Genomic DNA, 26153 nt, shown 5'->3' with positions numbered 1-26153 from the left:
ACAATAAATAGCCTTCATCATCACTGTGCATGAATTTTGCATAATAATATTAAAGATAAAAATAAGAGTATTTACATGAATGTACAGCTTGGAAAACTTGGACCGCATGAAGAGTGTGAACTAGAATTACTACTTTCAGGCGAGAAACCCATCGCTTTGTTTTATGATCTATTACCTACCGAGTTTTTAGAGCATCTCGAGCAGGGTACTTTATCTATGCTGAGTAAAGATATTGAAACCTCTTTACCTTTACCATTTTCAATTATGCTGATCTATAAAAATGCTCCTTTAGCAGATTTAAATGAACTTGTGTTATGTATTGAAAAATCACTAAAGGAGACTCAACTCGAAGATCGCTTAGAACTTGACCGTAGAATCGGACAACTTTTAGGTTACTCAACACAAGATATAGAGTTTTATATTCAGCATGTTTCAAATTTTTATGCCCGCTCACGGACTTAAATTTATCTCAATATCTTTTTTGCTGACTGAACAATCGTCTCAGTTAATACATCAAGTTGCTGTGACTGTCTTTTCCAGTGGTGCCAATATAAAGGAACATCAAGTTCGGCTTCAGGCATAATATCAACAAGTGTTCCATTTTCGAGTAGTGGCTGAACCTGCAACTCGGGCACCATACCATAGCCTAAACCTAATTGAATTGCTTTGACGAAAGCATCTGTTGCTGGAATAAAACTATAAGGATAACTTTGCATCGGTAAACCGTATCCTTTTAGTAAAACCTCTGAATGCATTAAGTCTTTATGATTAAAAATAACTGCTGGTGCTTTTCTTAATGCGTCTCTATTCACTCCGGCACTAAACCATTTATTTACAAATTCAGCAGAGGCCAACATTTTATAACGCATTTTTCCTAGTGGTTGAGCTAAACAACCTGACATGACCTGCTCTTCTGCCGAAATACAGGCATTGACTTGTCCTGTCTCCAATAAAGTGTGCGTGTGAGATTGATCATCAATTTTTAGTTCTAATACTATTTTTTCTTTAAAAAGTGTTTGCTGAATATTTGGTAAAAGCCAAGTAGCTAATGAATCTGCATTTGAAGCTAGAGCAATTTTATAAAATTCAGATTCTGATGATTTTCCCATCAAACCTTGTAATAAATTTTGCTCCATTAACCTCGTATGCCGTAAATGTTGTAATAAAGTTTGCCCTGCTTGAGTGAGCACACACGGGCGCCCCCTTATAATTAGAATTTGTCCTAAATATTTTTCTAAAGCCTGTACGCGTAAGGACACTGCCGAGGGTGTAATATATAAATGCTCCCCTGCCGCATCAAAACTTCCCAATTCTGCGACTGCAAGAAAGGCTTCACATTGTTTGCTATCTAACATATCAAACCTAAATTTTTTTTAACCAAACCTAAATATTCTTAATTTTACTTATTTTTTAATAAAAAGTCAGATAATTCCCATATCTGATTTTTTCACCTTATTGTTATGTTCTCTCTTAGTATATTTTTTAAAGGTTTCGGTATTGGTAGCGGGCTTATCGTAGCAATTGGAGCTCAAAATGCTTTTGTCCTCAAACAAGGGCTTAAACAGCAATATGTATTCTGGTTGTGTTTAATCTGCGCACTGTCCGACTCAATTTTAATTGCATGTGGTGTATTAGGTTTTGCAGAAATCATGACGGCATCACCTATCTTAATTACCGTGGCTAAATATTTAGGGGCAACGTTTTTATTCGTTTATGGTGCCAAAGCATTTTATGCTGCATTTAAGACTACCCAAAGTATGGACCTTGATAGCAGTCAAAAACAAACATTAACTCAAGCATTAGTGACCTGTCTTGCCTTTACTTGGCTTAATCCTCATGTCTATTTAGACACTATTGTTCTGATTGGTTCAGTTGCAACTCAGCTTGAAGATAAAGTGAGTTTTGCTTTGGGCAGCATTCTTGCCTCTTGGGTTTTCTTTTTTAGTCTGGGCTATGGTGCAAGATTATTAAAGCCACTATTTACCAATCCTAAAGCTTGGAAAATTTTAGATTTCATTATTGGTTGCGTTATGTGGAGTATCGCTATAACCCTCTTGTTTTAACGGCTTAAAATTAAAAAAGGATCATAAAAAGATCCTTTTTTATTACTCTTTAGTATTACGCTTCACTGGCAACTATAACTCTTGCCTGTTTTCTTTCTTGTTGTGACTGTTTTATAACAGCATAGCCAGAAGATACACCCAAGTATGCAATGACAAAGGCAACAAATAAATCGGGAAATACACTGCCTGTTCCAAATACCCCAACCGCCGCTAAAATTACAGCAATATTAGCAATTGAGTCATTTCTACTGCACAACCAAACAGAGCGCATGTTGGCATCACCATCACGAAATGCATAAAGCATAAGCGCCACAGAAACGTTAGCAATTAGAGCCATTACACCAATTGCCCCCATCACCATTGGTTCGGGTGAAACACCATAAAAATACGACCAGACCACTTTCGCAATGACAAAAACACCGAAAGCCGCCATCGTTATTCCTTTAACTAATGCCGCTGTCGCACGCCAATATAAACTCATCGAAAGAACGACTAAAGATAGTGCATAGTTTGCTGCATCTCCGGCGAAGTCCAATGCATCTGCCCAAAGTGAAACAGATTGGGCCTTATAACCTCCCAATATTTCCACCACAAACATTAAGGCATTGATCACAAGTGCGATCCATAATGCTTTTCTAAAACGTGGACTCACTTTCTTTGAAGGAGAACATGTTGAAGCACAACCACATCCAGCCATTTTATTTCCTCAAAAACTCTTTTATAGTGATTAAAAACCCTCGAGTAGCTCCAGAGTCAAGTCTTATGAGTTTTTCTATTGGTCAATTATCAAAAAAAGCGGATATTCCAATTGATACGATCCGTTATTACGAAAAAGTAGGTGTGCTGGACCGTATTCAGCGCTCAGAAAATAATTATCGTGTTTACACCGAACAAACACTTGCAGACCTTTTATTTATTAAGCATTGCCGTGAATTAGATATTTCACTGATTGATATTAAAACGTTAAAGGAAATGAAAACTCAGCCTAAACAGGCCTGCACAGAAATTGATAATTTAGTCGATAAATACTTAAAAGAAGTATCTGAAAAAATCGAACGATTATTACTTTTAAAAGAATCTTTGATTGATTTAAAACAGCACTGCTCTACCAACCGAACAGTAGATGAGTGCGGGATCTTGAGAGAGCTTCAAAACTCTCTTTAAAAATAAAAAAAGCATCACTCATGTGATGCTTTTTAGGATTAATGGTCGCTATGTTCATCTGGAGGAACTTCGGTAATTCTCCCCCCTCGAGCTAAAAATGCGGCAACTTCATCTTCCAGCGCTTGGCGCTGTTTTTGCTTAGCAGTCACAGTCAGTGTTTCTGCCTCAGCAATATCAGTATCATTAATACTGCTTGCTTCTTCATCAGCTGCACCGCTTTCAGCTGCCTTCGCTTCATCTTCATCTACAGCAGAATCTTCTGCATCTTCATAATCATTGATATCTGACATTTTTCACTCCCCAGAATGATTTCTATTGCATCATCGCTATGGTTCTAAGACCTCAGAAATTTAGCAATCTCTTTGCATTTAGCAAAGAGCCAAATTGGTCAAATGTGTATCTTTTTCAACCCAATTGGTAATGATATATAAATGATTGTTTAAAAAATATCTACTGATATTTATTTAGACCAGTAGAGCATAAACTTCGTAATTATTTTAACGACTATACTGGGTGTTTTGTAAAGACCCTAAACCGTTTGCTTGTTGCATAAAACGCTCTTTTAAGAAGGAAATTTGTTCAACTTGCTTGAGTCCCACATTCCGAGCCCAAATCAATGGAAATAGCTCACTACTTTCCAACCAGCCAATTGCCGACATGCTATGCATCATTGCATCATTCTGGCCTTTACGGCGATGCTCATAACGCAACAATGTCTGTTCATTTGCCCATACGCCACGCGCTAAATCATGTAGTAATGCATCACAGAGTACAGCCGCATCTAAACAACCAATATTTACCCCTTGTCCAGCAAGTGGATGGATAACATGTGCTGCATCCCCAATTAAAGCTAAACCAGCTTTCACATACTGTTTTGCGGCGCGCGCTTTGAGCGGGAATTGGGCTCTTGAACGTACATCTAACACTTCACCCAACATATGTTGGCTTTCACGAGTTAAAAGCTGCATAAATTCATGATCGGTTAAAGCAGAATATTCATCGGCATAATCATCAGGTAGTGTCCAGACAATTGACTGCCAGTAGCCATTTTCACTTTCTTCAAGACTAGCCATCGGCAAATAAGCTAAAGGCCCTGTAGGTAAGAAAATTTGACGAGCAACATGATTGTGGGGTTTAGATGTTTTAATGGCACAACTAATAGCTGCTTGCTTGTAATCTAAGACATCTAGGTCAATAAAGGCCTGTTCTCGTACAAATGAATTGGCACCATCTGCACCAATCAGCAGTTTTGTTTTAAGTGTCGTACCATCTGCCAATTGAATATGCCAACAACCAACACCCTGCTCAATGTGAGTCACGCGAACTTGAGTGCGATAATCTGTTAACTGCTCAAGCATTTTTTGTTGAATAGCAACATTCAATACACTTGGCTCAACCATAGAACCTAAGGACTGTTCTGGCATTGGTCTTTGTACGGACTCGTGGCCAAAATTAATTTCACCATAGCCATTCAGATTCCACACTTGCATGCCTGTATATGGCATTTGACGTGCTAGATCATCCCAAACATTGACAGTTTTAAGTAAATGAATGGTCGCTTGGCTCAGTGCTAAAACACGCGGGTTCATCACACTTAGTGTTTTTTCAACATCCAGTACAGGAGCAGCATCAAGCACAGTAGGCTGTACACCACCTTGGGCAAGTAATAAAGCTGTTAAACCACCAACCAGTCCACCACCAACAATGACAACATCTAGTATTTCACTCATGCTTTTAACCCCATTGCATAGTTCGCTACCAGTGGCTTAATACCTGGAATGACATCAAATGCAATTAATCCCGTATTACGAATTAATTTTAATAATGGATTTTGGTTACTAAAACCACGAACCACTGTGTCACAGAACTTAATTACTCGCTGTTGATCTGACAAACGGGCTTGTTCATAGGCCAGTAAATTATCTGGGTTACCGATATCGTCAGAAGCGGTTAGCTGGTTTACTAAATAACGTACTAAAACATCCGCATCACGTAGGCATAGGTTAAAGCCCTGTCCTGCAACAGGATGGATTGTATGCGCCGCATTACCCATTAAAATAACGCGACCTACAGCTTGTTTATGTGCGAGCACTTGTGAAAGTGGATAGCTAAAACGTCTGCCGGTTTTTTCAAATTTACCCGCTCTGTCACCATAGGTTTTTTGCAAAGCATCTAAAAAGTGTTGGTCGTTTTCTTCACCTAACCACTCACCTTCAGTGCCTTTTTTAACAGGCCATACAACCGAACGGCGATATTCGCCCGGTAAAGGCAATAAAGCTAAAGGACCTAATGCACTAAAACGCTCAAAACCGACTTGTTCATGGGGTTTTGAAGTCTGAACAGTAGTGACAATTGCAACCTGATCATAATCATGAACATCAACACCGACGCCAATTGCCTGACGACAGAAAGAGTCACGTCCATCTGCGGCAATTAATAGCTTTGACTCAAGTTTTAAAACTTCATCACCACGCTTGGCCTCAATATGTACTTGCTCAGCATCTTGAGTTAAAGCAGTCACTTGAACGCCATCAATCAGCTCAATCAAAGGCTGCTGACGTACTTGAGTCAATAAAACACGACCCAACCAAGCATTTTCAATCACCTGCCCAAAGCTTTCGACTTTTTCTTGTTCTGCAATTAATCGTGCCTTACCAAAACTACCTTGTTCAGTAATGTGAACTTGTAGAATTGGAGTCGCGTGCTGCTGTAATGCATCCCATAACCCCAGCTTCTGATAAATCTGGACGCTACGACGCGATAAAGCCGTATTACGCGCATCGAAACTGGAATGATAAGGGGCAACATTTTGATCATCATAGTTTGGGTATTTCACAGCTTCTAACAGCTTTACTGCAATATTAGCCTTCGCCAGCATGAGTGAAAGGCTAAGTCCAACCATTCCCCCACCTACAATAATCACTTGTTGTTGCATCGAGTTGTGCTCCTTTGGCGAATACGTTTAATTATGATTTAGCTTGCGCCATTAAATGTTCAATATCTGCAATATTTTTAACTACATCAGCAGTTAAAACTCGCGGACCTTTTGATGTTGCGACCACATCATCTTCAATACGAATACCAATACCACGCCATTTTTTATCTACAGTTTCATCGTCTGGTGCAATGTATAGGCCTGGTTCAACGGTAACGACCATACCTTCTTCATATTGACGCCAGTCTTCACCTTTTTTGTAAGACCCGACATCATGTACATCCATTCCTAACCAATGACCTGTACCATGCATATAAAATTGACGGTATGCTTCGGTTTCGATAAGTTCGTTAATATCCCCGTTGAGCAGACCTAAATCCACTAAGCCTTCGGTTAAAATTTTAACTGCTACTTCATGAGGCTCACGGTACGAATTACCAATGCGTACTGCATCAATTGCCGCATATTGAGAAGCCAAGACAACTTCATATAATGCTTTTTGCTCAGCACTAAATTTACCATTTACCGGAAAAGTACGGGTAATATCTGATGCATAGAACTCATATTCACATGCAGCATCAATTAAGACTAAATCACCGTCTTTAAGAGGTTGGTTATTTTCAACATAGTGCAAAATACAAGCATTAGCCCCACCACCAACAATACTGTTGTAAGAAGGCACACATCCGTTTTGCCCAAATATATAATTGAGCTCGGCTTCTAGTGCATATTCCATCATGCCAGGGCGAACAGTTTGCATTGCACGAGTATGTGCCTGAGCACTAATTTTTGAAGCAATTTGCATCAGCTCAAGTTCTTGTGGTGACTTGATTAACCGCATTTCATCGACAATACGGTCGAGCTGTACCAGTTGAGCTGGAGCACCTTGATGTCGATGCTCAGCATCTGCTTTTTTAATCCACTGGCTCACTCGTGCATCAAACGCAGCATTGTGTCCGATTCGATAATAAAGACGCTCTTTATTTAATAACTTTTCAATAATTTCTTCATCAAGCAGATCAATTGCATAGGCTTCATCTGCATCATAGTCTTCGATTGCACCGTCAATTCCGGCACGGTAACCATTCCAGATTTCCATCTCACGGTTACGTTCACGGCAGAAAAGACTATAGCTATAGTCAGTTACATCCTCAAAAGTTTCAATAACTGCAACTGCTTCAGGCTCAGCAAAGCCCGTCAAATAGAAAAAACTACTATCGGCACGGAATTTATAATCCGCATCACGATTACGGTACATCTCCTCACGCGTTGCAATAATTGCAATACTGTTAGGACCCATTTTTTCTGCTAAACGGTCTCTACGATGTTGAAAATCAGCTTGAGGCAATTTCATAATGATCTACTTGATTTAGAATTTTAAAGTCAAAAAATAAAATACAACCAATAACACATCGCCTCAATTAGCTTGGACGATGTGGTGTGAACATTTCTACAATATTCTGATCTGTACCTAGAGCCGCAGTTTTACTTTTTGCATGAAAGTTTTTCAATAATGAACTTTCAGCTACAGTGATTTTTTTTCTACCAATCGACAAGCTTACAGGGATTAAGCGTACAAATTCATACAATTCTTCGTAACTGCTTTCACCTTCCTCATCATTGTCAGAATCTTCAAATTCAACTGCTGCAACATCTTGAAGGTGTTCAATCAATTCGCGCTCATCACTACGAACATGACCCGATGCCAAACCGAAACCTAATACAACACCCGCACACCAATCAGATAATGCTTGCACACGCTCTTGAAGTAGATGTTCATCATCTGGAAGCATTGGTAAATAATCTAATTCATCTTCAGATAAAGCATGAACCACATCTTCTGCTTCGTCAGTCAAAAGCGCTAAAGCATCTTCACTTAACTCTGGCACATTAAGGGTTGTTAAAATTTGTGACCATTCTTCACGCGTAGGTGCTTCTGTCACACAAACAATACCTGTTAATAGACCATGTAACTCACTAGGGCTTGAAATTTCTTCAATTCCTTCAAAATGAGCGTTCCAATCTGTCCAGCCTGAAATATCGTCTTGCATTCGTTTATCCAATCTCTATACTTTGTATATATTACCTTTGATTGCAATTCTGTGCGACCTCGTTATGTTAGAACAATTACAGCGGCTACAAGCGCATATTAGCGTTTTAAAAACACGCTTACATCATTTAGAGAGTGAACATGCGGCACTCTCAGAAGCTAAAGAACTGGCTGAAACAGAGCATCACGCACAAGTTGTGCAAAAAAATAGTATTATCACTAAAAAACAAGAGGAAATTGAGTCGGTAACTGAGCAACTTTCTCAGTTAAAAGGTCAATTTCAACAATTGAATCAAGATGCTAACACACTTGCCGAACGTTATAGCCGATTAGAAAAAAGTACGACTGATTTAAAAAATCGTTTTCAAGAAATTCTTGCAGAACGAAATGAATTACGTGTTGCAAAAGAGAAGTTACAAGCCCACCAGCGTCAAACCCAACAAGAGCTGCATGATTTACAACAAGATCGTGACCGTTTGTTACAAAAAAATGAGCTTGCCAAATCAAAAGTTGAAGCCATTATTCAGCGTTTAGGAATTTTAGGCACTGCTCAAGATCAACACGCTCAAGAAATCCAGCAACTTGCCCATCCTAATGCTGAAACTGGTGAGGAGATCCAATCATGAGTGAACAAGTCATGGTAGAGCTTAGGCTAATTGAGCAGACTTTTAGACTCGCGACTACCTCAGATAAAAAAGATGAACTTGAACGCGCTGCACAACTTCTCAATGAGAAATTTAATGACATGCGCCGTAGTGCCCCACGTGTTGAGCACAACAAACTAGTCATTATGGTTGCTCTACAGTTAACTCAAGAGGTGCTAAGCCTTAATAAATCTTTGCAGGAATACACTCACTGTGAACGCCTACTGCAAGCGATTTTAGAAGATGTGGAACAGGTTATTTAACAAGCTTTGATTACCACAAAATGCCTTGCTCTATAAATCATAGATGCAAGGCTTTTTTTTATTTTGACTATCAACTACAGTTGAATATCGTTTTATCTACTTTCAATGTACAAAGCTTCATCAAACGCAAACTAAGTTTACAGTTCCATAGGCTGAAGTGATTGCCAACATAGTTAGATCAGTTATACTTAAGCTATCTCTGGGATGTTCGCCAGCGGGTCTATTCCCCTGCCGATACTTAAACTTATGGATTGCGTTCTGTATATTTAGAGTGTATGCCTACCTTCGAGTAGGAAACCCAGCAAGTATACGTCGCGTCCACCTTGAACTCATCGGGTTCAGGGTAACGACACATGCAGCGGCATCTTCGGAGCATTTACTTTTAACTAAATAATAAAATTTCAAATATTTATTTTAATTTGCCTTTCAATACAGACCTGTCGGTACGATCTTTTTCTCAAGCATTCAATAAGCATCACATTATTATTTTAGAGATGAATAAGTCTCTGCATTCAAAATTACTTTTCTTTTCTACTCAGGCATTCTTGATACCAAGCTGTTTGAAAATCTTCTATCGCTTTTCGTTTAAAGAAGCTGGTCTTGAATACTTTGGTTGAGTAAGCAGAAGTAATTAAATCTTGATAAAGTTTTTTTGCCTTTGGATCTTCAAGACTATTCGCTATATGCTGCAATTCTTCAGATGGGACTTTTTGTTGACGCGCTTCCATGACAGTATAAGAAACTTTCTTTACCACATTACAAATTTCGGGGTCATTTACACTTTCATCGGCATAACAGCCAAAAGCTAAAAAACTAAGAAAAAATAATTTAAATCTCATATACCTACCTTATTTTTATAGCTTTGAATTAATTACAGAATTTTATTATTAATAAAGAAATAGGAAATTGATCCCTATTTCTTTTAAAGGTTTTTATGCTGGATTAATCACATAAAAATAAATAATTAGACCTACTAAAACGGTTGAAGCGATCGTTAAGTATGTACCAACTGTATTAAAACTCTGTAAAAACTTTAAGATTTCCATATCTAAATCCCCTAAACTTTCACTTATAAAGATAGAAGAAAATTTATCACAACTCAATAATGCCAATCAATTCACATTTATCGAATTTTTTGAGATTAAAATCAAAACAAACTTATTGAGTGCATCTAATCGCAAAAGCATCCTTATAGTAGTCAGTCGCACTTTTCAAATCCGCTAATAATTTGTCTTCGGTATAAGGTTTAGGCGAAATTTTTATTAAGGCAGGCATATATTGGGTCTTATAAACTTCTGGATAGTCATGACATAAGATTTTGACTCTAACTTCTTGAGGTGTATTCGGGTTATCTAGTTGATCTAGAAACTCTCCTATTTTACGGTCAGATTCTTCAAATTGAGCTTTATAGTCAACTTCAGCAGCTTCAGGTTCTGTTTGTTTTGTACACCCACCAAGTAGCAGACTAGCGCTTATTGTAATGGTTAAAATTTTTAACTTCATAGGCTTAACAATTTCACATTCATCCTTTTAAATATTCTTATCTGATTAAATGTAAATAAATACTGGTAATACGTAAAGAAATAGAATTTTTTATCGCTAAAGAAAATACCTTGTATCAAGTAAATTTAAAGTTATTTCTTAATTAGTTCTCTATTTCCATAAATCTTAAGAAAAATAGGTATAATTTTGCTCGACTGATCTCAAATCTTTGTTAGATTTACGCATGAATGAACTTAGTTTTATTAGAAAAAATTTAAGATCTAAAAGACGCTCTTTGTCCCCATTGGAGCAAAAAAAAGCTCAGCTTAATGTTCTCCATCATTTAAACAGTCTTGCTATTTTTCATTCATCAAAAAAAATTGGTTTATATTTACATGCCTTCGGAGAAGTTCATACAGATCTGATCATAAAGTTATGTTTTCAAAAAAATAAACAAGTTTATTTACCTATGATTTGTTCTATGAACCAACGTTTAGTCTGGGTAAGAATATCTAAAAACCAATATGTAAATCGACGTTTTTCTCATCATCCATTGGGTATGAAAGAACCCATGGCAACAAGAGGAAAACATGTATCAAAACTTGATTTACTGTTAATGCCACTTTTAGCTTGTGATCAATACGGTACGCGTATTGGTATGGGAGGCGGCTATTATGACCGTACATTGGCTAGTGCAAAACATAAGCCTTATCGTTTAGGAATGGCTCATCAATTTCAATTTATCGAACATACTTTAAAACGTCAAAGTTGGGATCAACCCTTAGATGCTTTACTCACCCCTCAACATATTTATTATTTTAAAAGATAATATTTATAGAAAATTAAAATTAGTCTTAAGTTTTTAATGCCCCTAAAATCATAAAAGTAACCACCCTAAGGATGGTTACTTCTACGTGACAGACCGATTTACCAACTTATAGTAACACGGCTATTTAATGTTCAATATTAAATAAGTTTTGCATTATTGTTAATTATACAATGCCGACAAATGACATAAGAAAATGGTTATTTTCCATCCAAACGTCTTTTTTACTATATGAATATTTCATAATTATTAAGCTAAATTACCTATCCTTTCTACAAAATTTTATTCTTCTTAAGAATTAATCCATTGATTCATAATATTTTAATAAAAAAGTTGACTAAATTAGTCATTTTTTCCACATTTTCTATAGAGAGGCCCTTGTAATTTTTGAAATACACATCACTATAAAAAACATGGCAACCTCGTTGTCACTCATTAGGAGTGCCCATGTCTGAACTTATTATGAATGAAAAAACTGACTTAGAGCCTCAGGTTCCAAGTGTATTACCACTTTTAGCGTTACGTGATGTAGTGGTCTACCCACACATGCAAATTGCGTTATTCGTGGGTCGTGAAAAATCGATCAATGCAGTTGATGTGGCTCGTAACAGTGACAATTTAGTATTTGTAGTTGCGCAAAAAGATTCGCTTACAGAAGAAATTGATCACGATAACCTTTATCAGTACGGAACTGTCGCTAAGATTGTTCAAGTCGTAAATCATGAGAATGATGAAAACTGCATTAAAGTACTTATTGAAGGTTTACATCGCTCTAAACTTGAAAAGATTATCGATGAAGATAGCCATTTGACTGCTGAACACAGCTTAAGTCCAATGACAATTAACGTAGATAAAGCTACTCAAGAAACTCGTTTGCAAGAGTTACGTACTTTATTTGCTCAATATGCTGAAGCAAAATTACGTAATGCACGCGAACTTGTTGCTGCGGCTAATAAAATTGAAGACTTGCTACAACTCATGTTCTTCGTAGCAACACGTGTGCCTCTAAATATTGAAATTAAACAGAAGTTTTTAGAGCACGATGAGTTTGAAGCACATTTGCAAGAGCTTATGAGCTACTTGGTAAATCAATCTGCTGAACAGCAAATTGAACAAACTTTGCATGACAGCGTAAAACGCCAAATGGAAAAAAACCAACGTGAATACTTTCTAAATGAAAAAATGAAAGTTATTCAACGTGAACTTTCTGACATGAATGGCGGTGCTGAAGATGACGTTGCTGAAATAGAGAAACGTCTTGCTGAAGCTGATTTACCTGAACACGTACGTAAAAAAGCTGAAGCTGAGTTCCGTAAGCTTAAAGCAATGCAACCAGCGTCTAGTGAAGCAGCTGTTGTACGTAACTATCTAGAAGTAATTTTAGATACACCGTGGAATAAAGCGAGCAAAGTGAGTATTAACCTCGCGAAAGCACAGGAAATTCTCGATACAGATCACTACGGCTTAGATGACGTAAAAGACCGTATTGTTGAATACTTAGCTGTTCAGTCGCGTGTTAAAAAGCTCAAAGGTCCGATTCTATGTTTAGTAGGCCCTCCTGGTGTAGGTAAAACTTCACTTGGTGAGTCTGTCGCGAAAGCAACTGGTCGTGAATTTGTTCGTATGGCACTCGGTGGTGTACGTGACGAAGCAGAAATTCGTGGTCACCGTCGTACTTATATTGGTGCGATGCCAGGTAAAATTGTGCAATCTTTAACAAAAGTTGGCGTGAAGAACCCATTGTTCTTACTCGACGAAATTGACAAGATGGCGCAAGACTACCGTGGCGATCCTGCTTCTGCATTGCTTGAAGTATTAGATCCATCGCAAAACAGTAAGTTCAACGATCACTATTTAGATCTTGATCTTGACTTATCTGAAGTGATGTTCATCTGTACTGCAAACAGTATGAATATTCCAGAAGCCTTGCTTGACCGTATGGAAGTTATTCGTCTACCGGGTTATACCGAAGATGAGAAAGTTAACATTGCTGAACGTTACCTTGTTCCAAAAGCAATTAAGAACAATGGTCTACGTCCAAAAGAGTTAACAATTCATGAAGAAGCGATTCGTGACATTGTTCAACGTTATACACGTGAAGCTGGTGTACGTAGTTTAGAACGTGAAGTATCTAAAATTGCGCGTAAAGTGGTAAAAGAAGCAGTAAGTAAAAAGTCTAAAAACTTACAACTTGATGTGACTTCTGCCAATCTTCCAGAATACTTAGGTCCACACAAGTTTGACTTCGGTATCGCAGAAGATGAAGCACAAGTAGGACGCGTAAATGGTCTAGCTTGGACATCTGTAGGTGGTGAATTACTGACAATTGAAGTTGCAGCTGTCAAAGGTAAAGGTAAATTCATTACGACTGGTTCACTCGGTGACGTAATGAAAGAGTCTATTACCACAGCAATGACTTTAGTGCGTACACGTGCGGATGAGTTAGGTATTGAAGCTTCTCGTTTTGAAGAAACTGATGTACACGTTCACTTACCTGAAGGTGCAACACCAAAAGATGGTCCATCTGCTGGTTTAGCATTAACAACTGCGCTTGTATCAGCATTTACAGGTATTGCAATTCGTCCTGATATTGCAATGACTGGTGAAACAAGCTTAGGTGGTCGTGCAATGCGTATTGGTGGCTTAAAAGAAAAACTTCTTGCAGCACACCGCGGTGGAATCAAGCTTGTCTTTATTCCTCAAGATAACGTTCGAGACTTAGCAGAAATTCCTGCGAATGTTAAAGAAGGTTTGGAAATCAAAGCTGTGAAAAGTATTGATGACATCTTACCTTTAGCATTAGTTTCGATGCCAAAGCCTTTACCTAAAACACCGATTGTAAAACCGGTGGAAGGCTCAAAAGCAGCACGTCACTAATTAAAAATATAAAAAAGAGAGCTTCGGCTCTCTTTTTTTTGTTACACAATTTGATTGAAAAATATCCAACCATCCTCATAATAGGTAATAAGAGTATTTAAATAAATGAGTACTCTTAACTATCTAATTCTTAGATAGCCTTGTTTTTATTCTCTATGATCATCTGAACTCCAGACAGATGATCATTTGATCGCAGTCCAACACTGTTTTTTGGACTGCGTTTTTTATGCCAGCTTTTTAGATCGTCAGATACTTTCATTCATCAGGTATAATGCGCCAGCTGTATTTGAATGAATAGATAACATGAAAATTCGTATTCTGACCATTGGTCAAAAAATGCCTGCTTGGGTTCTTACTGGTTTTGAAGATTATTTCAAACGCATCCAACCTTTTGTTCAAACCCAAGTTATTGAACTACCTATGGCCAAACGTGGTAAGAATGATTCAGAAGCGGATATTTTAAAGTATTGCCAAATTGAAGGCGAAAGCATTTTAAATGCTTTAAAACCGAATGAAACCTTAATTGCTCTTGAAGTTGGTGGTCGGGAACTAAGTACAGAAAAATTAGCTGATACAATGAAACAATGGATGCTTGAGGGTAATGATGTAGCACTTGCGATTGGCGGTCCAGATGGTTTATCCGATCAGGTACGTAAAGCTGCCGCTTGGCATTGGTCACTTTCAAAACTTACGATGCCCCATCCCTTAGTACGTGTTTTATTAATCGAGCAACTATATCGGGCCATGAGTATTAATCACAATCATCCCTATCACCGTGCATAAAAGGAACAAACGTTTCATTTTAAGAACAATCCGTTGAAATCAGGATACTTTTAACATGTCCTGATTTTGGCATAATGACTATTATTCTGCTTTTCAACTCAGGTGTAATGAAATGGAACTACAAACCCTTCCTGGACTGTTTATTTCCCATGGCTCGCCCATGCTTGCACTTGATCCAGAACAAGTGGGACCTGCTCTACACCGTTTAGGCACAAATCTTCCTATACCTAAAGCAATCATTGTGATGTCTGCGCACTGGGAAAGTAAAGCACTTGAAGTGAGCATTTCGACTCGTCCTGAAACGTGGCATGATTTCCGTGGATTTCCTAAAGAATTATATGAAATTCGCTACAGTGCGCCTGGCGAACCAGCATTAGCAGAAGAAATCTTAAAACTATTGGCAGATGCTCACTTTGTTGCACATGCCAATAGTACCCGTCCTCGTGATCATGGCGTATGGATGCCTTTATTGCATATGTACCCAGATGCAGACATTCCTGTAGTCGAAATTTCTTTGCCATCAAATTTAAGTGCACAAGAAATTTATCGTATAGGACAAACGCTTGCCCCTTTACGTGATAAACAAATCTTACTCATTGGTTCAGGAAGTATTACTCATAATCTTGCAGAGTTATCTTGGCAAGGAGACAACTCTAAAGTTCCTGAATGGGCTTCAACTTTTAGAAATACTGTCGTTAATAAGCTTTCCCATCAAGATTATGATGGAGTTTTAGACTGGCAATCACTGCCGTTTGTGAAACGTAACCACCCTACGCTTGAACATTTTGCACCTTTGTTTTTTGCTATGGGTACAGGCAATCGCTTTACGATTGTTCATAGTAGCTTCACAATGGGTTCATTAGGAATGGACATCTATCGTTTTGATTAATTATTAAGAAATACCCCGTTTTGCGGGGTATACCATTATTTTTGTTGAAAATTAGAATAATTTACAAACTTATACATTTTAAAAACCGAAACAATCAAATGTTTACATTTTCTTTTTTTAAGAATGTTTTAAGCTTATTACTGTTGTTTTTTTACTTGAAGTTTTTAAATGAAAATTAAATATTTAATTCTTGCGTTATTACCTTTTTCTTTGATGGCGTGTCAAACAGTTACTAATACTCCTGCTCCAATTGTTTCTGAGCAACAACAAAACCTTGCAACCACTTTAGGTGAATATGCATGGACTTATCAAAATGTAAAAGCTTCTAAACCACTTATTCTTAACTTTAATGCAGATGGTAAATTAGCCGTTAATACGGGCTGTAATGGCCAAGGCGGTACTTGGAAAGTTGAAGGCAACCAACTCGTTACTTCTAATCTTGTTTCAACGATGATGGCTTGCCAAGATGATTTAATGAAACAAGAACAACTTTCTACTAGCATCTTTAATGAAGCAAAATTACCAATTGAAATTAGCAACACTAATGGTCAGGTGATTTTAACGGTGACAGATAAAACTGGTCAAAAACACATTTTCCAAGGTCAAAAAGCAGTTAATACTCAAGCTTTAACAGATTACTCTTGGTCATATCAGCCTGAAAATACTAAAAAACCAATCGTTCTTAACTTTACAAATGATCGTTTATCTATCGCAACAGGTTGTAACCGCCAAGGCACAACTTGGAAAGTTGAAAACAACACCATCGTAACAGCTGACGTAATGTCGACGATGATGGCGTGTGAACCTGCTTTAATGAAACAGGAACAGTTCTCTAGCAGCCTCTTCCAAAAACGTGCAATTCCATTTGAACTCAATACTACAAATGTTGATCAACCAACATTGACAGTATCTGATGCTCAAGGCCAGAAATATACTTTCACTGGTAAAATGACACCTGAAGCAAAATATCAATCTGAAGGAAAAACAGTTTTCCTTGAAGTAGCTCCGGAAACTAAATCTTGTACTGGTGTTGCGCCACAAACTTGTATGCAAGTTCGTGAAATTAAATATGATGACAAAGGTGTTAAAACTTACGCTGACAAAAACTGGTCATTATATTACGGTCAAATCGAAGGGTTTGAACATAAACCAGACCAACGCGTAATTTTGCGTGTAAAACGTTTTGAAGTGAAAAACCCAGCTGCAGACCAATCTAGTCAAGCAGATGTATTAGATATGGTTGTAGAACAAGAGTTAGTTAAAAAACCTAAAAAATAAGTTTTTAGACTAAAAAAATCCGATGCTTATGCATCGGATTTTTTATTTCTATCTTAGAAAATACCTTGAGCAAGCATTGCATCAGCAACTTTTACAAAACCTGCAATATTGGCACCATCTACATAGTTCACAGTACCGTCTTCTTTAGTACCATATCTTACACAGTTGGCATGAATGTCTTTCATGATTGCATGTAAGCGTTCATCGACTTCAGCATGGGTCCAGCCTAAACGAATTGCATTTTGAGACATTTCTAAACCAGAAGTTGCCACACCACCCGCATTAGATGCTTTACCTGGCGCATACAAAATTTTAGCTTCGATAAAGTGTTCAACTGCTTCAAGTGTAGATGGCATATTAGCGCCTTCAGCTACACAAATGACACCGTTAGAAATAAGTTTTTTAGCGTCTTCACCTGTTAATTCATTTTGTGTAGCACATGGCAAAGCAATATCAACAGGAATATGCCAAGGTGTTTTTCCTTCAAAGTATTCAAAACCATGTTTAGAAGCAAACTCGGAAATACGACCACGTTTAACGTTTTTCAGTTCCATTACTTCAGCAAGTAACTCATCTGTAAAACCATTTTTTAAATAAACTGTGCCGTTTGAGTCCGACAAGGTAACAACTTTTGCTCCTAAGAACATCGCCTTTTCTGCTGCATATTGTGCGACGTTACCAGAACCTGAAACAGAAACAGTTTTACCAGCAAAAGATTGTCCACGGGCTTTAAGCATTTCTTCTGCAAAATAAACCGTACCATAACCAGTGGCTTCAGGACGCATCAAGCTACCACCAAATGAAATTCCCTTACCGGTAAAGACACAAGCGGTGTCGTTACTCAGCTTTTTCATCATGCCTGCCATATAACCGACTTCACGCGCACCCACGCCAATGTCACCCGCAGGAATATCCGTATTTGGTCCTAAATGGCGATAAAGCTCAATCATTAATGCCTGACAGAATCGCATAATTTCAGCATCAGATTTACCTTTAGGATCAAAATCTGAACCACCTTTCCCGCCACCCATTGGTAAAGTAGTAAGTGAGTTTTTAAAAGTCTGCTCAAAACCTAAAAATTTTAAAATTGATAGATTGACCGATGGATGGAAACGCATTCCACCTTTGAATGGACCAATTGCTGAATTGTATTGAACGCGAAAAGCACGGTTAACTTGAGTCTGGCCTTGATCATCCATCCATGAAACACGGAATTGAATAACACGCTCTGGTTCAACCAAACGTTCTAGCAATCCCTGCTCTGCATATTCCGGATTTTTTTCAATAAATGGCCACAAACTCGTCATAACTTCTTCGACAGCTTGTAAGAACTCAGGTTGATGCGGATCACGCGCTTGCACGTAATTCAGGAATTCATTCAGGTTGTTGTATTTCAATGCACGGTCCTCAGCATAGTAATGAATTAAATTGGTGCAATACATTTTTAAATGCATCATTTAGCAGCAAAATATTAAATCCCTTTCCATCAATTTTAACAATACTTATTTTAAATTATTTTATTTACCTTAATTATCAAAAAGTTATTTTTAGAAAAACTACTTAAAAATAAGAAATAGTCATTTATCTTTTCATTTTTATTGATCTATTATTGTGCAATATTGGCTACATTTTAGGTCAATGAAAAAGCCAATAAATTCGTTAAAATCCATTGACCTTACTTAGGTTTTTCTTCATTATCGCATCGTTTTAACCAAGCTATTTGCCCACTATGAATTCATCTATTTCTCTCATACGCGAGATTGATGCGTTATTACCACAGACTCAGTGTGGTTTATGTGGACATCGTGATGGATGTCTACCCTACGCAAAGTCGATTGCTGAAGGTGAAGAAGCAAATAAATGCGTTCCAGGTGGTCAGCCTGTAGCCGATGCACTCGCAAATCTATTAAATCGTCCAGTGTTAACCGCTGAAACTAGCATATGGCCTGTACAGGCCGATGGTCGTCCCCAACGAATGAAAGCAATTATTCGGGAAGATGAATGTATTGGTTGCACCAAATGTATTAGTGCTTGCCCTGTAGATGCTATTATTGGGAGTGGTAAGCTCATGCATACCATCTTGACTGACTTATGTACAGGTTGTGAGTTATGTATTCCACCTTGTCCGGTAGATTGCATTGATTTGGTCGAAGACACGCAAGCATTACCAAATGAGCAACAGCGTATTGCTGAACAAAATGATTTAAGACAACGTTATTACGCTCACATTCAGCGCGAAGAAAAACGTCGTACTCACCGTAAAGGGCCTGTAGTACGTGCTGAAATTGATACCCAACTGTTTGCCCAGTTCTCTCAGGCACTTGATGAAGTACCTTCAATCGAGCTCATCGAGAAACCCAAAGAAGTTGTGTCAACTGATGCAAAAACTACAATTGAGTTAGCGAAAATTCGTACGCAAATTAAGAAACTGGAAAAACAACTCAGTGTACATGAAGATGCTAAAAAACGTCTTCAACTTGAAGAACTTCAACAGCAACTCATGCAATTACAGGAGGTCTGAATGGCCGTCAAGAATATGACGAAAAAGCAGATTCAAATTTTCTTTGAACGCCTTCGCGAACAACGACCTTCACCTCAAACCGAGTTAAAATATTCATCTCCATTTGAGCTACTTATTGCAGTTATGTTGTCAGCTCAAGCGACCGACGTAAGTGTTAATAAAGCAACTGATAAACTCTACCCTGTGGCGAATACAGCCGAGAAAATCTATAACTTGGGCGTAGATGGGTTAAAGGAATATATCAAGACAATTGGTCTCTATAACGCAAAAGCCGAAAATGTCATTAAGACCTGTAAGATTTTAATGGAACAATTTAACGGCGAAGTTCCAAGCAACAGAAAAGATTTAGAAGCTTTACCGGGTGTCGGGCGTAAAACAGCTAACGTGGTTTTAAATACGGCTTTCGGACAACCCACCATGGCTGTCGATACTCATATTTTCCGAGTAGGAAATCGAACTGGTTTAGCAGTAGGTAAAAATGTTCTTGAGGTTGAGCACCGCTTAATTAAGGTCATTCCTAAAGAATTTATTTTAGATTCACATCACTGGCTCATATTACACGGTCGTTATTGTTGTATCGCCCGTAAACCTAAATGTGCAGAATGTGTTGTTGCAGATGTCTGTAACTGGCCTGATCGTTTTGAATTTGGCGCACAAAAGCAAATTGCCATTAAAAATATTGAAGCTTAAAAATATAGTTGGGTATAGGGATCATACCCAATCAAACTTACTTTAGACGCTTTTTTTCATTACGCTCTTCTTTTGCTTGTTTTTGAACCTGTCTTAGCATTTTGTAGCTTTGAAAAGCCAAAAATATTACTAGTGCCAGACTCAGCAATACCACCAAAATCAATATGATTTTCATATTGTTCTCCTGCACTGAATGAAAGAAAAGAGCCCTCACAAAGAGGGCTCATTATCACAAACAATATTAAATTATTTGTCTAAGATGTTGAACAAATCTTTTTGTACATCTTCAATTGTACGCAAGCCATCAAGCTTGTCATAAGTTGGAGCATTTTCACCAGAAGCAGCACGGCCTTGGTAGAAACCAACCAGTTGCTCTGTTTCAGTGTGATAAGACGCTAAACGCTTACGGATTGTTTCTTCTTGGTCATCTGGACGTTGAACAAGATCTTCACCAGTTTCATCATCTTTACCTTCCACTTTAGGTGGATTGTATACAGTGTGATAAACACGGCCAGAAGCTGGATGCTGACGACGACCAGAAAGACGTTTTACGATTTCTTCATCAGGGACATCAATTTCAATCACGTGATCGATACTGATCCCTTCTTTTTCCAAAGCTTCAGCTTGTGGAATAGTACGTGGGAAACCATCGAAAATGCAGCCATTTGCACAGTCAGGTTGAGCAATACGTTCTTTTACTAAACCGATAATAAGTTCATCTGAAACCAAACCACCAGATTCCATTACACTTTTAGCTTTTAGACCTAATTCAGTACCTTCACGAATCGCAGCACGGAGCATATCACCGGTTGAAATTTGTGGGACATTGTAGCGCTTACAGATCAACTGAGCCTGAGTCCCTTTGCCTGCTCCAGGTGGTCCGAGTAAAATAATGCGCATAAAAAACATCCTCATTTAAAACAATGAATATGAAGTCCGGCAGAAAAAGTCTCGTTAATCTTCAATAGATCCTGCCTGACATCGAATTATAAGAAAGCCACAAACAAATGTATTGTACCAGCAATAAATCCGGTTACCCCACCTAGTACAATAAGAATCCACTCATCCTCCTGAAATGCAGGACGTAATAAATTCTGAAATTCTTTTGGTGTTAGTTCACGAATACGCTCTTTAAACATTTGAAAAATCTTCTGTGCCCGGCTTGCGTTCAGTGCTGGGTCACATACGGGTCCCATCGTAATTTCAATTGAACGATCAATCAAGTCCGTCTTTAATCTTGCGTACTCTCTTGGCCCTAAAGAAAGCTGTAAAGAGGTGCGAACTAACGGGGTTTCCATGATTTCGTTAATATGACGCTTAACAATGCGGCGCGTTTTATCTTTACGCGGCCCATACATCATTTCGGTCATAATCGATTTTAACGTGATCAGATCTTCTGTGACTACGCTCGAAAACACATCAGAGACTTCCTCTTGACGCTTCATAAAAGCGCCTTGGACATTATAGGTCCCAATTCGAAGAACTGGTACAATCCATGGAAACTTACGATCTTTTGTTAATCTAAAAATCTGTGGATAACGAATATAATGCGGCTCAATTGGGTTAAACACCATCCAGATTGCGATCCAGTTAGTTAAAAAGCCCCAAATCGCAGCCCAAAATGGTACTGTCCAGTGCCATGGTACTACAAACCAAACCACCATTTGGAAAATACCAAAGAACATGCCAATCAGTGCACTAATATGCCAAATAAAGTTAATTTCTTTTTGACCCACCTTTAAGAACATACGTACCATTAAACGGCGATCACCTTCCATCTGGCTCACGACCATTTCACGCATGTTAACCAGTGACTCTACATTCATGGTCAGCTCAGTCACTAATTCTTTTAACACACCCGGCAATTGCTTATGTGCTTGAGCATAAATACGGCGTTTAATTGAATAAGGTAGATTTTCCCAAAGCACTGCATTACGATCGATCATGACTTCATCAATAAGATGTTCAAGTTCAAAACCGACTTGTTCACCAATAATACGCGCCATATCTTCAGGATCCATTGCTTCTAAAAATTCACGCAATGAACCTAATTTAGATAAAGTGTTATCGGTAATAATCCCAGAGATACGTCCTGCTTTACGTGGCACAATACCTTGCCAACCTACTGGCAAGGGCCCTAAATGGAATCCCCAAAATTTAATTGGGTAAAAAACCATTTTTAAAGCCATCCACACATGTGCCCATGTGACAAAAGCCGTTACGGGAATAATACTCAAAACGGCCCAAAAATCAGGTCTGTGTAAAAAGGTCTGCCACAATCCACTGACGTACTCTAACATGTAAGACTCTCGTATTTATTTGTGCTCTGCTTATGGCGAGTTAACGATAAACTGCTTTGTTTTATAAACCAAAACTTAGAGAATAAGAAAATTGAATTTGTGGTTTAGTATCTGCAGCAACATTTCCGTTCTGGTCAGTTAATTTTTCAGCCGCACCGATACCTACACTAAAAGTGCTAATTCTTTCTGAATTTAACCACACATAGGCCAAATCAACACCCGCACCTAAACGGGATTTAAAATCACCATCGACCTCTTTACTATCAAGATGACCAGCATAGAAACCGATATAGTAACCATTTTTGTCTGTGCCAGTAAGATAATAAGGATATCGGAAGCCAACTTGACCACCAGCGGTTTTGTCACCATTCAAAAATGCGCCGGCTTTGGCATAGGCAATACCATATGGATTTACCCACTCACCGTTAAGATGTAATAATTTTTGAGTAACTCCGGCACCCACATTCCAAGTAGATGCATTATGTCCTGCTAATTTTGCTTCCGGAAGAAACGAGTAGTCTTGAGCATGGGCCCAACTACTTACTGTCAAAACTGCAAGTAAGGGATAAATTTTTCTCATTATTTTCTCCATTTTCCCTAATCGTATGGTGAGAACAACCCTATTCTATTGAATGAGAGACTTTAACAGAATTATTTTGCTTCTTATATACAAGTATCTACAATTTTGTTGTCTGCAAAGTCAAAAAGTATCTTATTAAAATGCAATGAAACTTTGAAAATTATGCAATATTTTAAGTGCTCTTGCGTTAGAATAAGCAGCTATTTTTCTACCCTATGTCATTAAGTCGATCCTTATGAAACAGCACTTTCCTTTAAAAGATATCCAGCAAGAAAAGCGCATTTATCGAGGTCGTATCTTTTTTGCCGTAGGGATCGTGACCATCTGCTTATTAGTCTTAATTAGCCGATACGCTTATCTACAAATTTTTCACTACGACGAATTCTCGACTGCATCTGACAAAAACCGAATTCGCTTGCAGCCGCTTCCGCCTGCTCGTGGTTATATCTATGACAGAAACGGTGTATTACTAGCAGATAACTATCCTGTTTTTACAGCAACTTTAAGTAAAACAGATGTAGAAGATGTTGATAGTGTCATTGAGCAATTACAGCCTATTTTAGATTTAACACAAGAAGATATTGACCGTTTTAAAAGCCGTATAAAAACGGCCCGCAAAACTGAACGCGTCGCGATTAAACTCAATTTGACTGAAGCCAATATTGCTAAGTTTAGTGAAGCCAAATATAAGTTTCCGGGTGTAAGAATCGAGACACAAATGACTCGTTATTATCCACACGGTGAGTTATTTGCTCATGTGATTGGCTATGTCGGGCGTATCAACGATAAAGAATTAAAAAGTATTGATAAAGACTTATATGCCGGAACCAACCTAATTGGAAAAATTGGTGTTGAGAAAAGCTATGAAGACCTATTGCACGGAACACCCGGTTATGAATCTGTTGAAGCAGATGCACATAGCAATGTATTGCGTCATTTAGGTCGTAAAGACCCTACTCGCGGTAATGACCTCTATTTATCTTTAGATTACGGTTTACAGGTAGTTGCATCTCAACAGCTCGCAGGTCGTCGTGGAGCTATTGTCGCTATTGATCCTCGTACAGGTGAAATTCTAGCTTTAGTGTCTAGTCCAAGTTTTAACCCTAATTTGTTTGTAACCGGAATTAGTCATACTGACTACAGTTCACTACGCGATAATTTAGACCAACCTCTTTACAACCGTGCTGTGCAGGGTGTATATCCACCTGGTTCTACCATTAAACCAATGGAAGCAATGGGTGGTTTACACTACAGTATTGTAGACTGGTCAACAGCAATTTCTGATCCTGGTTATTTCCATCTACCTGGTGATTCACATAAGTTCCGTGACTGGAAGAAATCTGGTCATGGCATCGTGAATATGCATAAAGCGATTGTGCAATCCTGTGATACCTATTTTTATATTCTTGCCCATCAAATGGGTATTGATCAAATGAACCAATGGATGCGCCAATTTGGATTTGGTCAAAAAACAGGTGTCGATTTACCAAGTGAAAGTGAAGGCCTTTATCCAAGTCCTGAATGGAAAATGCGTACGCGTAAAGCGAAATGGATGAAGGGCGAAACTATTTCTGTCAGTATTGGTCAAGGCGCGTTTACAGCCACCCCATTACAGCTTGCGATGGCAACAGCAATTACGGCAAATCATGGTTCTCATGTAACGCCTCATGTTTTACGCGCAACGCATGGTGCAAAACCATTTACAGTACGTAATGCGCCTGATGGCAAAATCAAATTCAACGGCACTGATGAAGACTGGATTCAAATGCGTGATGCCATGATTGATGTAATTCAATCAGGTACTGGCCGCGGTATTCGTACTCCCCTCTACCAAATTGCAGGGAAAACAGGTACAGCACAGGTTAAGAGTATTGCACAGGGTAAACGCTATAACGAAGCAGCCTTGAGTGAACGTCAACTTGACCATGGTTTATTCGTTGGATTTGCCCCTGCTGAAAAACCTGAAATTGCGATTGCAGTCATTTGGGAAAATGGTCGTCATGGTGGTTCAGCTGCTCAACTTGCAAGACCTGTCTTTGATTACTGGTTATTAACTCGTAAGAAAAACCCGATTCGTCCAGCAAATCACCAAGTCAATGGCGGGTTAATGACAGCAGGTATTAAACCAGGTGAACTTCCAAGCGGCGGTGAAAGTTCTGGTCCAGCATCGGCTACAGCTACCACCAACAAACCAGCAGCATCAACACCGCAAGCTGCTCCTGCTCGTCCTGCTACCAATGAGGCCGATGAATAATGAAAAATCAATTACGTATAATTGGCGGCGAATGGAAAAGACGAGTACTTCCTTTCGCTAGTATTGATGGCTTACGCCCAACCCCAGATAGAGTACGCGAAACTCTATTTAACTGGCTCATGTGGGATATTCAAAACGCTCAAGTTCTCGACATCTGTACAGGCTCTGGTGCATTAGGTTTTGAGGCTTTGTCACGTGGTGCTGCATCTGTTTATATGATTGAGCCTGACAAAACTCAGGCACGATTTTTAAAAGATAATATTGAACTATTAAAAGCCCAAAATTGTCACCTAATTAATGCAACGGCTCAACAAGCTCTACCCCGCTTAAAAGAACAGTTTGATGTAGTCTTTTTAGATCCGCCTTATAGTCTTGATCTATGGCAAGAGCTCGCTCATTTGGCAGATTCACATATTAAAAAGAATGGATACATTTATGTTGAAGCTGACCGAGATTTAGCTCAGCTTCAACTTCCCGCAACATGGCAACAAATGAAAACCACTAAAGCAGGTACAGTTCACGCAGGGCTTTACCAGAAAGTAAACGAATAAAAA

29 protein-coding genes and 1 other RNA gene are annotated in these 26153 nt (G+C 38.4%); 15 read left to right on the top strand and 15 right to left on the bottom strand.

Features of this window, described 5'->3' with window-relative positions:
• Positions 1 to 75: 75 nt before the first annotated feature.
• A complete protein-coding gene (locus tag F928_RS12405; RefSeq protein ID WP_005075550.1) occupies positions 76 to 462 on the top strand; it encodes a hypothetical protein in 387 nt (128 codons plus the stop codon).
• 2 nt (positions 463 to 464) lie between these two features.
• On the opposite strand, the gene iciA is transcribed toward F928_RS12405, so the two are convergent.
• The gene (gene iciA, locus F928_RS12400; RefSeq protein ID WP_005075547.1) at positions 465 to 1355 is read right to left on the bottom strand and encodes a LysR family transcriptional regulator ArgP; all 891 of its coding nucleotides are present in this window, start codon (positions 1353 to 1355) and stop codon (positions 465 to 467) included.
• A gap of 105 nt (positions 1356 to 1460) precedes the next feature.
• Between iciA and F928_RS12395 the strand changes: the two genes are divergently transcribed.
• The gene (locus F928_RS12395) at positions 1461 to 2063 is read left to right on the top strand and encodes a LysE/ArgO family amino acid transporter (protein ID WP_005075544.1); all 603 of its coding nucleotides are present in this window, start codon (positions 1461 to 1463) and stop codon (positions 2061 to 2063) included.
• A gap of 55 nt (positions 2064 to 2118) precedes the next feature.
• Here the strand turns inward: F928_RS12395 and F928_RS12390 are convergent, their stop codons facing one another.
• Positions 2119 to 2760 carry a cation efflux transmembrane domain-containing protein gene (locus F928_RS12390; protein WP_005075543.1) on the bottom strand — a complete coding sequence of 214 codons (642 nt, stop codon included), beginning with the start codon at positions 2758 to 2760 and terminating at the stop codon, positions 2119 to 2121.
• A gap of 65 nt (positions 2761 to 2825) precedes the next feature.
• Between F928_RS12390 and F928_RS12385 the strand changes: the two genes are divergently transcribed.
• The gene (locus F928_RS12385; protein WP_005075541.1) at positions 2826 to 3227 is read left to right on the top strand and encodes a MerR family transcriptional regulator; all 402 of its coding nucleotides are present in this window, start codon (positions 2826 to 2828) and stop codon (positions 3225 to 3227) included.
• A gap of 38 nt (positions 3228 to 3265) precedes the next feature.
• Here F928_RS12385 and F928_RS12380 read toward each other — a convergent pair whose 3' ends face one another.
• The 5 genes from F928_RS12380 to F928_RS12360 all read right to left on the bottom strand — a co-directional run bounded on the left by F928_RS12380 (position 3266) and on the right by F928_RS12360 (position 8213).
• Entirely contained in the window at positions 3266 to 3517 is a 252-nt protein-coding gene (locus tag F928_RS12380) for a hypothetical protein (protein ID WP_002117665.1), read from the bottom strand.
• A 207-nt stretch (positions 3518 to 3724) separates the two neighbouring features.
• On the bottom strand, positions 3725 to 4957 hold the full coding sequence (gene ubiF / locus F928_RS12375; protein WP_005075538.1) for an FAD-dependent monooxygenase: 1233 nt from the start codon (positions 4955 to 4957) through the stop codon (positions 3725 to 3727).
• Complete coding sequence (gene ubiH / locus F928_RS12370; RefSeq protein WP_002117518.1) at positions 4954 to 6162, bottom strand: 2-octaprenyl-6-methoxyphenyl hydroxylase; 1209 nt, start codon at positions 6160 to 6162, stop codon at positions 4954 to 4956. Before ubiH ends, ubiF begins: the two co-directional genes overlap by 4 nt.
• A 31-nt stretch (positions 6163 to 6193) precedes the next feature.
• Positions 6194 to 7516 (bottom strand): Xaa-Pro aminopeptidase, encoded by a 1323-nt coding sequence (pepP, locus tag F928_RS12365; RefSeq protein ID WP_005075536.1) that lies wholly within the window; start codon positions 7514 to 7516, stop codon positions 6194 to 6196.
• 67 nt (positions 7517 to 7583) lie between these two features.
• Positions 7584 to 8213, bottom strand: coding sequence for a UPF0149 family protein (locus F928_RS12360; RefSeq protein ID WP_002117501.1), 630 nt, complete (start codon positions 8211 to 8213; stop codon positions 7584 to 7586).
• 64 nt (positions 8214 to 8277) lie between these two features.
• Here F928_RS12360 and F928_RS12355 point away from each other — a divergent pair, with 64 nt between their 5' ends.
• The 3 genes from F928_RS12355 to ssrS all read left to right on the top strand — a co-directional run bounded on the left by F928_RS12355 (position 8278) and on the right by ssrS (position 9497).
• Positions 8278 to 8838 (top strand): hypothetical protein, encoded by a 561-nt coding sequence (locus F928_RS12355; RefSeq protein WP_002117619.1) that lies wholly within the window; start codon positions 8278 to 8280, stop codon positions 8836 to 8838.
• Positions 8835 to 9119, top strand: coding sequence for a cell division protein ZapA (locus tag F928_RS12350; RefSeq protein ID WP_002117766.1), 285 nt, complete (start codon positions 8835 to 8837; stop codon positions 9117 to 9119). Before F928_RS12355 ends, F928_RS12350 begins: the two co-directional genes overlap by 4 nt.
• Positions 9120 to 9312: 193 nt before the next feature.
• Positions 9313 to 9497, top strand: a non-coding RNA gene (ssrS, locus tag F928_RS22010) — 6S RNA.
• A gap of 140 nt (positions 9498 to 9637) precedes the next feature.
• Here ssrS and F928_RS12345 read toward each other — a convergent pair.
• The 3 genes from F928_RS12345 to F928_RS12340 all read right to left on the bottom strand — a co-directional run bounded on the left by F928_RS12345 (position 9638) and on the right by F928_RS12340 (position 10622).
• Positions 9638 to 9958 (bottom strand): hypothetical protein, encoded by a 321-nt coding sequence (locus F928_RS12345; RefSeq protein ID WP_002117636.1) that lies wholly within the window; start codon positions 9956 to 9958, stop codon positions 9638 to 9640.
• A 93-nt stretch (positions 9959 to 10051) separates the two neighbouring features.
• Entirely contained in the window at positions 10052 to 10165 is a 114-nt protein-coding gene (locus F928_RS22005) for a hypothetical protein (protein WP_002117788.1), read from the bottom strand.
• Between the two features lie 112 nt (positions 10166 to 10277).
• Positions 10278 to 10622 (bottom strand): hypothetical protein, encoded by a 345-nt coding sequence (locus F928_RS12340; protein WP_002117616.1) that lies wholly within the window; start codon positions 10620 to 10622, stop codon positions 10278 to 10280.
• A 223-nt stretch (positions 10623 to 10845) separates the two neighbouring features.
• Here F928_RS12340 and F928_RS12335 point away from each other — a divergent pair, with 223 nt between their 5' ends.
• From F928_RS12335 to hslJ, 5 genes are all read left to right on the top strand, one after another.
• Entirely contained in the window at positions 10846 to 11430 is a 585-nt protein-coding gene (locus F928_RS12335) for a 5-formyltetrahydrofolate cyclo-ligase (protein WP_005075527.1), read from the top strand.
• A gap of 444 nt (positions 11431 to 11874) precedes the next feature.
• On the top strand, positions 11875 to 14304 hold the full coding sequence (gene lon, locus F928_RS12330; protein ID WP_002117591.1) for an endopeptidase La: 2430 nt from the start codon (positions 11875 to 11877) through the stop codon (positions 14302 to 14304).
• Between the two features lie 303 nt (positions 14305 to 14607).
• Positions 14608 to 15087, top strand: coding sequence for a 23S rRNA (pseudouridine(1915)-N(3))-methyltransferase RlmH (gene rlmH, locus F928_RS12325; RefSeq protein ID WP_002054393.1), 480 nt, complete (start codon positions 14608 to 14610; stop codon positions 15085 to 15087).
• 112 nt (positions 15088 to 15199) lie between these two features.
• The gene (locus F928_RS12320) at positions 15200 to 15976 is read left to right on the top strand and encodes a DODA-type extradiol aromatic ring-opening family dioxygenase (RefSeq protein ID WP_005075524.1); all 777 of its coding nucleotides are present in this window, start codon (positions 15200 to 15202) and stop codon (positions 15974 to 15976) included.
• A gap of 168 nt (positions 15977 to 16144) precedes the next feature.
• Entirely contained in the window at positions 16145 to 17254 is a 1110-nt protein-coding gene (gene hslJ, locus F928_RS12315; RefSeq protein ID WP_005075521.1) for an META and DUF4377 domain-containing protein, read from the top strand.
• 53 nt (positions 17255 to 17307) lie between these two features.
• Here hslJ and gdhA read toward each other — a convergent pair whose 3' ends face one another.
• Entirely contained in the window at positions 17308 to 18711 is a 1404-nt protein-coding gene (gdhA, locus tag F928_RS12310; protein ID WP_005075518.1) for an NADP-specific glutamate dehydrogenase, read from the bottom strand.
• Positions 18712 to 18983: 272 nt separating this feature from the next.
• Between gdhA and rnfB the strand changes: the two genes are divergently transcribed.
• Both rnfB and nth read left to right on the top strand, forming a co-directional pair.
• The gene (gene rnfB / locus F928_RS12305) at positions 18984 to 19775 is read left to right on the top strand and encodes an RnfABCDGE type electron transport complex subunit B (RefSeq protein ID WP_005075514.1); all 792 of its coding nucleotides are present in this window, start codon (positions 18984 to 18986) and stop codon (positions 19773 to 19775) included.
• Positions 19776 to 20465: an endonuclease III gene (gene nth, locus F928_RS12300; protein WP_002117539.1), complete on the top strand. Its 690-nt coding sequence runs from the start codon at positions 19776 to 19778 to the stop codon at positions 20463 to 20465. It begins immediately after the preceding gene.
• 37 nt (positions 20466 to 20502) lie between these two features.
• Here nth and F928_RS22000 read toward each other — a convergent pair whose 3' ends face one another.
• From F928_RS22000 to F928_RS12285, 4 genes are all read right to left on the bottom strand, one after another.
• Positions 20503 to 20640, bottom strand: coding sequence for a hypothetical protein (locus F928_RS22000; protein WP_002117672.1), 138 nt, complete (start codon positions 20638 to 20640; stop codon positions 20503 to 20505).
• Between the two features lie 71 nt (positions 20641 to 20711).
• Entirely contained in the window at positions 20712 to 21365 is a 654-nt protein-coding gene (gene adk / locus F928_RS12295; protein ID WP_002117671.1) for an adenylate kinase, read from the bottom strand.
• Positions 21366 to 21451: 86 nt separating this feature from the next.
• On the bottom strand, positions 21452 to 22765 hold the full coding sequence (locus F928_RS12290) for a DUF445 domain-containing protein (protein WP_005070566.1): 1314 nt from the start codon (positions 22763 to 22765) through the stop codon (positions 21452 to 21454).
• 61 nt (positions 22766 to 22826) lie between these two features.
• The gene (locus F928_RS12285) at positions 22827 to 23345 is read right to left on the bottom strand and encodes a hypothetical protein (protein WP_002117557.1); all 519 of its coding nucleotides are present in this window, start codon (positions 23343 to 23345) and stop codon (positions 22827 to 22829) included.
• 235 nt (positions 23346 to 23580) lie between these two features.
• Between F928_RS12285 and mrdA the strand changes: the two genes are divergently transcribed.
• Both mrdA and rsmD read left to right on the top strand, forming a co-directional pair.
• Positions 23581 to 25599, top strand: a complete 2019-nt coding sequence (gene mrdA / locus F928_RS12280) for a penicillin-binding protein 2 (protein WP_002117576.1) — start codon at positions 23581 to 23583, stop codon at positions 25597 to 25599.
• Positions 25599 to 26150 carry a 16S rRNA (guanine(966)-N(2))-methyltransferase RsmD gene (gene rsmD, locus F928_RS12275; protein WP_002117801.1) on the top strand — a complete coding sequence of 184 codons (552 nt, stop codon included), beginning with the start codon at positions 25599 to 25601 and terminating at the stop codon, positions 26148 to 26150. Before mrdA ends, rsmD begins: the two co-directional genes overlap by 1 nt.
• Positions 26151 to 26153: the final 3 nt, after the last annotated feature.

The organism is Acinetobacter pittii ATCC 19004 = CIP 70.29, assembly GCF_000369045.1.
Taxonomy (GTDB): Bacteria; Pseudomonadota; Gammaproteobacteria; order Pseudomonadales; family Moraxellaceae; genus Acinetobacter; species Acinetobacter pittii.
This window is presented reverse-complemented; position numbering and strand designations above follow the sequence as displayed.

Excerpts from the sequence above, each read along its gene's own strand:
- F928_RS12405 (WP_005075550.1), top strand. The coding sequence starts at position 76 with ATGAATGTACAGCTTGGAAAACTTGGACCGCATGAAGAGTGTGAACTA.
- iciA (WP_005075547.1), bottom strand. The coding sequence starts at position 1,355 with ATGTTAGATAGCAAACAATGTGAAGCCTTTCTTGCAGTCGCAGAATTG.
- F928_RS12395 (WP_005075544.1), top strand. The coding sequence starts at position 1,461 with ATGTTCTCTCTTAGTATATTTTTTAAAGGTTTCGGTATTGGTAGCGGG.
- F928_RS12390 (WP_005075543.1), bottom strand. The coding sequence starts at position 2,760 with ATGGCTGGATGTGGTTGTGCTTCAACATGTTCTCCTTCAAAGAAAGTG.
- F928_RS12385 (WP_005075541.1), top strand. The coding sequence starts at position 2,826 with ATGAGTTTTTCTATTGGTCAATTATCAAAAAAAGCGGATATTCCAATT.
- F928_RS12380 (WP_002117665.1), bottom strand. The coding sequence starts at position 3,517 with ATGTCAGATATCAATGATTATGAAGATGCAGAAGATTCTGCTGTAGAT.
- ubiF (WP_005075538.1), bottom strand. The coding sequence starts at position 4,957 with ATGAGTGAAATACTAGATGTTGTCATTGTTGGTGGTGGACTGGTTGGT.
- ubiH (WP_002117518.1), bottom strand. The coding sequence starts at position 6,162 with ATGCAACAACAAGTGATTATTGTAGGTGGGGGAATGGTTGGACTTAGC.
- pepP (WP_005075536.1), bottom strand. The coding sequence starts at position 7,516 with ATGAAATTGCCTCAAGCTGATTTTCAACATCGTAGAGACCGTTTAGCA.
- F928_RS12360 (WP_002117501.1), bottom strand. The coding sequence starts at position 8,213 with ATGCAAGACGATATTTCAGGCTGGACAGATTGGAACGCTCATTTTGAA.
- F928_RS12355 (WP_002117619.1), top strand. The coding sequence starts at position 8,278 with ATGTTAGAACAATTACAGCGGCTACAAGCGCATATTAGCGTTTTAAAA.
- F928_RS12350 (WP_002117766.1), top strand. The coding sequence starts at position 8,835 with ATGAGTGAACAAGTCATGGTAGAGCTTAGGCTAATTGAGCAGACTTTT.
- F928_RS12345 (WP_002117636.1), bottom strand. The coding sequence starts at position 9,958 with ATGAGATTTAAATTATTTTTTCTTAGTTTTTTAGCTTTTGGCTGTTAT.
- F928_RS22005 (WP_002117788.1), bottom strand. The coding sequence starts at position 10,165 with ATGGAAATCTTAAAGTTTTTACAGAGTTTTAATACAGTTGGTACATAC.
- F928_RS12340 (WP_002117616.1), bottom strand. The coding sequence starts at position 10,622 with ATGAAGTTAAAAATTTTAACCATTACAATAAGCGCTAGTCTGCTACTT.
- F928_RS12335 (WP_005075527.1), top strand. The coding sequence starts at position 10,846 with ATGAATGAACTTAGTTTTATTAGAAAAAATTTAAGATCTAAAAGACGC.
- lon (WP_002117591.1), top strand. The coding sequence starts at position 11,875 with ATGTCTGAACTTATTATGAATGAAAAAACTGACTTAGAGCCTCAGGTT.
- rlmH (WP_002054393.1), top strand. The coding sequence starts at position 14,608 with ATGAAAATTCGTATTCTGACCATTGGTCAAAAAATGCCTGCTTGGGTT.
- F928_RS12320 (WP_005075524.1), top strand. The coding sequence starts at position 15,200 with ATGGAACTACAAACCCTTCCTGGACTGTTTATTTCCCATGGCTCGCCC.
- hslJ (WP_005075521.1), top strand. The coding sequence starts at position 16,145 with ATGAAAATTAAATATTTAATTCTTGCGTTATTACCTTTTTCTTTGATG.
- gdhA (WP_005075518.1), bottom strand. The coding sequence starts at position 18,711 with ATGATGCATTTAAAAATGTATTGCACCAATTTAATTCATTACTATGCT.
- rnfB (WP_005075514.1), top strand. The coding sequence starts at position 18,984 with ATGAATTCATCTATTTCTCTCATACGCGAGATTGATGCGTTATTACCA.
- nth (WP_002117539.1), top strand. The coding sequence starts at position 19,776 with ATGGCCGTCAAGAATATGACGAAAAAGCAGATTCAAATTTTCTTTGAA.
- F928_RS22000 (WP_002117672.1), bottom strand. The coding sequence starts at position 20,640 with ATGAAAATCATATTGATTTTGGTGGTATTGCTGAGTCTGGCACTAGTA.
- adk (WP_002117671.1), bottom strand. The coding sequence starts at position 21,365 with ATGCGCATTATTTTACTCGGACCACCTGGAGCAGGCAAAGGGACTCAG.
- F928_RS12290 (WP_005070566.1), bottom strand. The coding sequence starts at position 22,765 with ATGTTAGAGTACGTCAGTGGATTGTGGCAGACCTTTTTACACAGACCT.
- F928_RS12285 (WP_002117557.1), bottom strand. The coding sequence starts at position 23,345 with ATGAGAAAAATTTATCCCTTACTTGCAGTTTTGACAGTAAGTAGTTGG.
- mrdA (WP_002117576.1), top strand. The coding sequence starts at position 23,581 with ATGAAACAGCACTTTCCTTTAAAAGATATCCAGCAAGAAAAGCGCATT.
- rsmD (WP_002117801.1), top strand. The coding sequence starts at position 25,599 with ATGAAAAATCAATTACGTATAATTGGCGGCGAATGGAAAAGACGAGTA.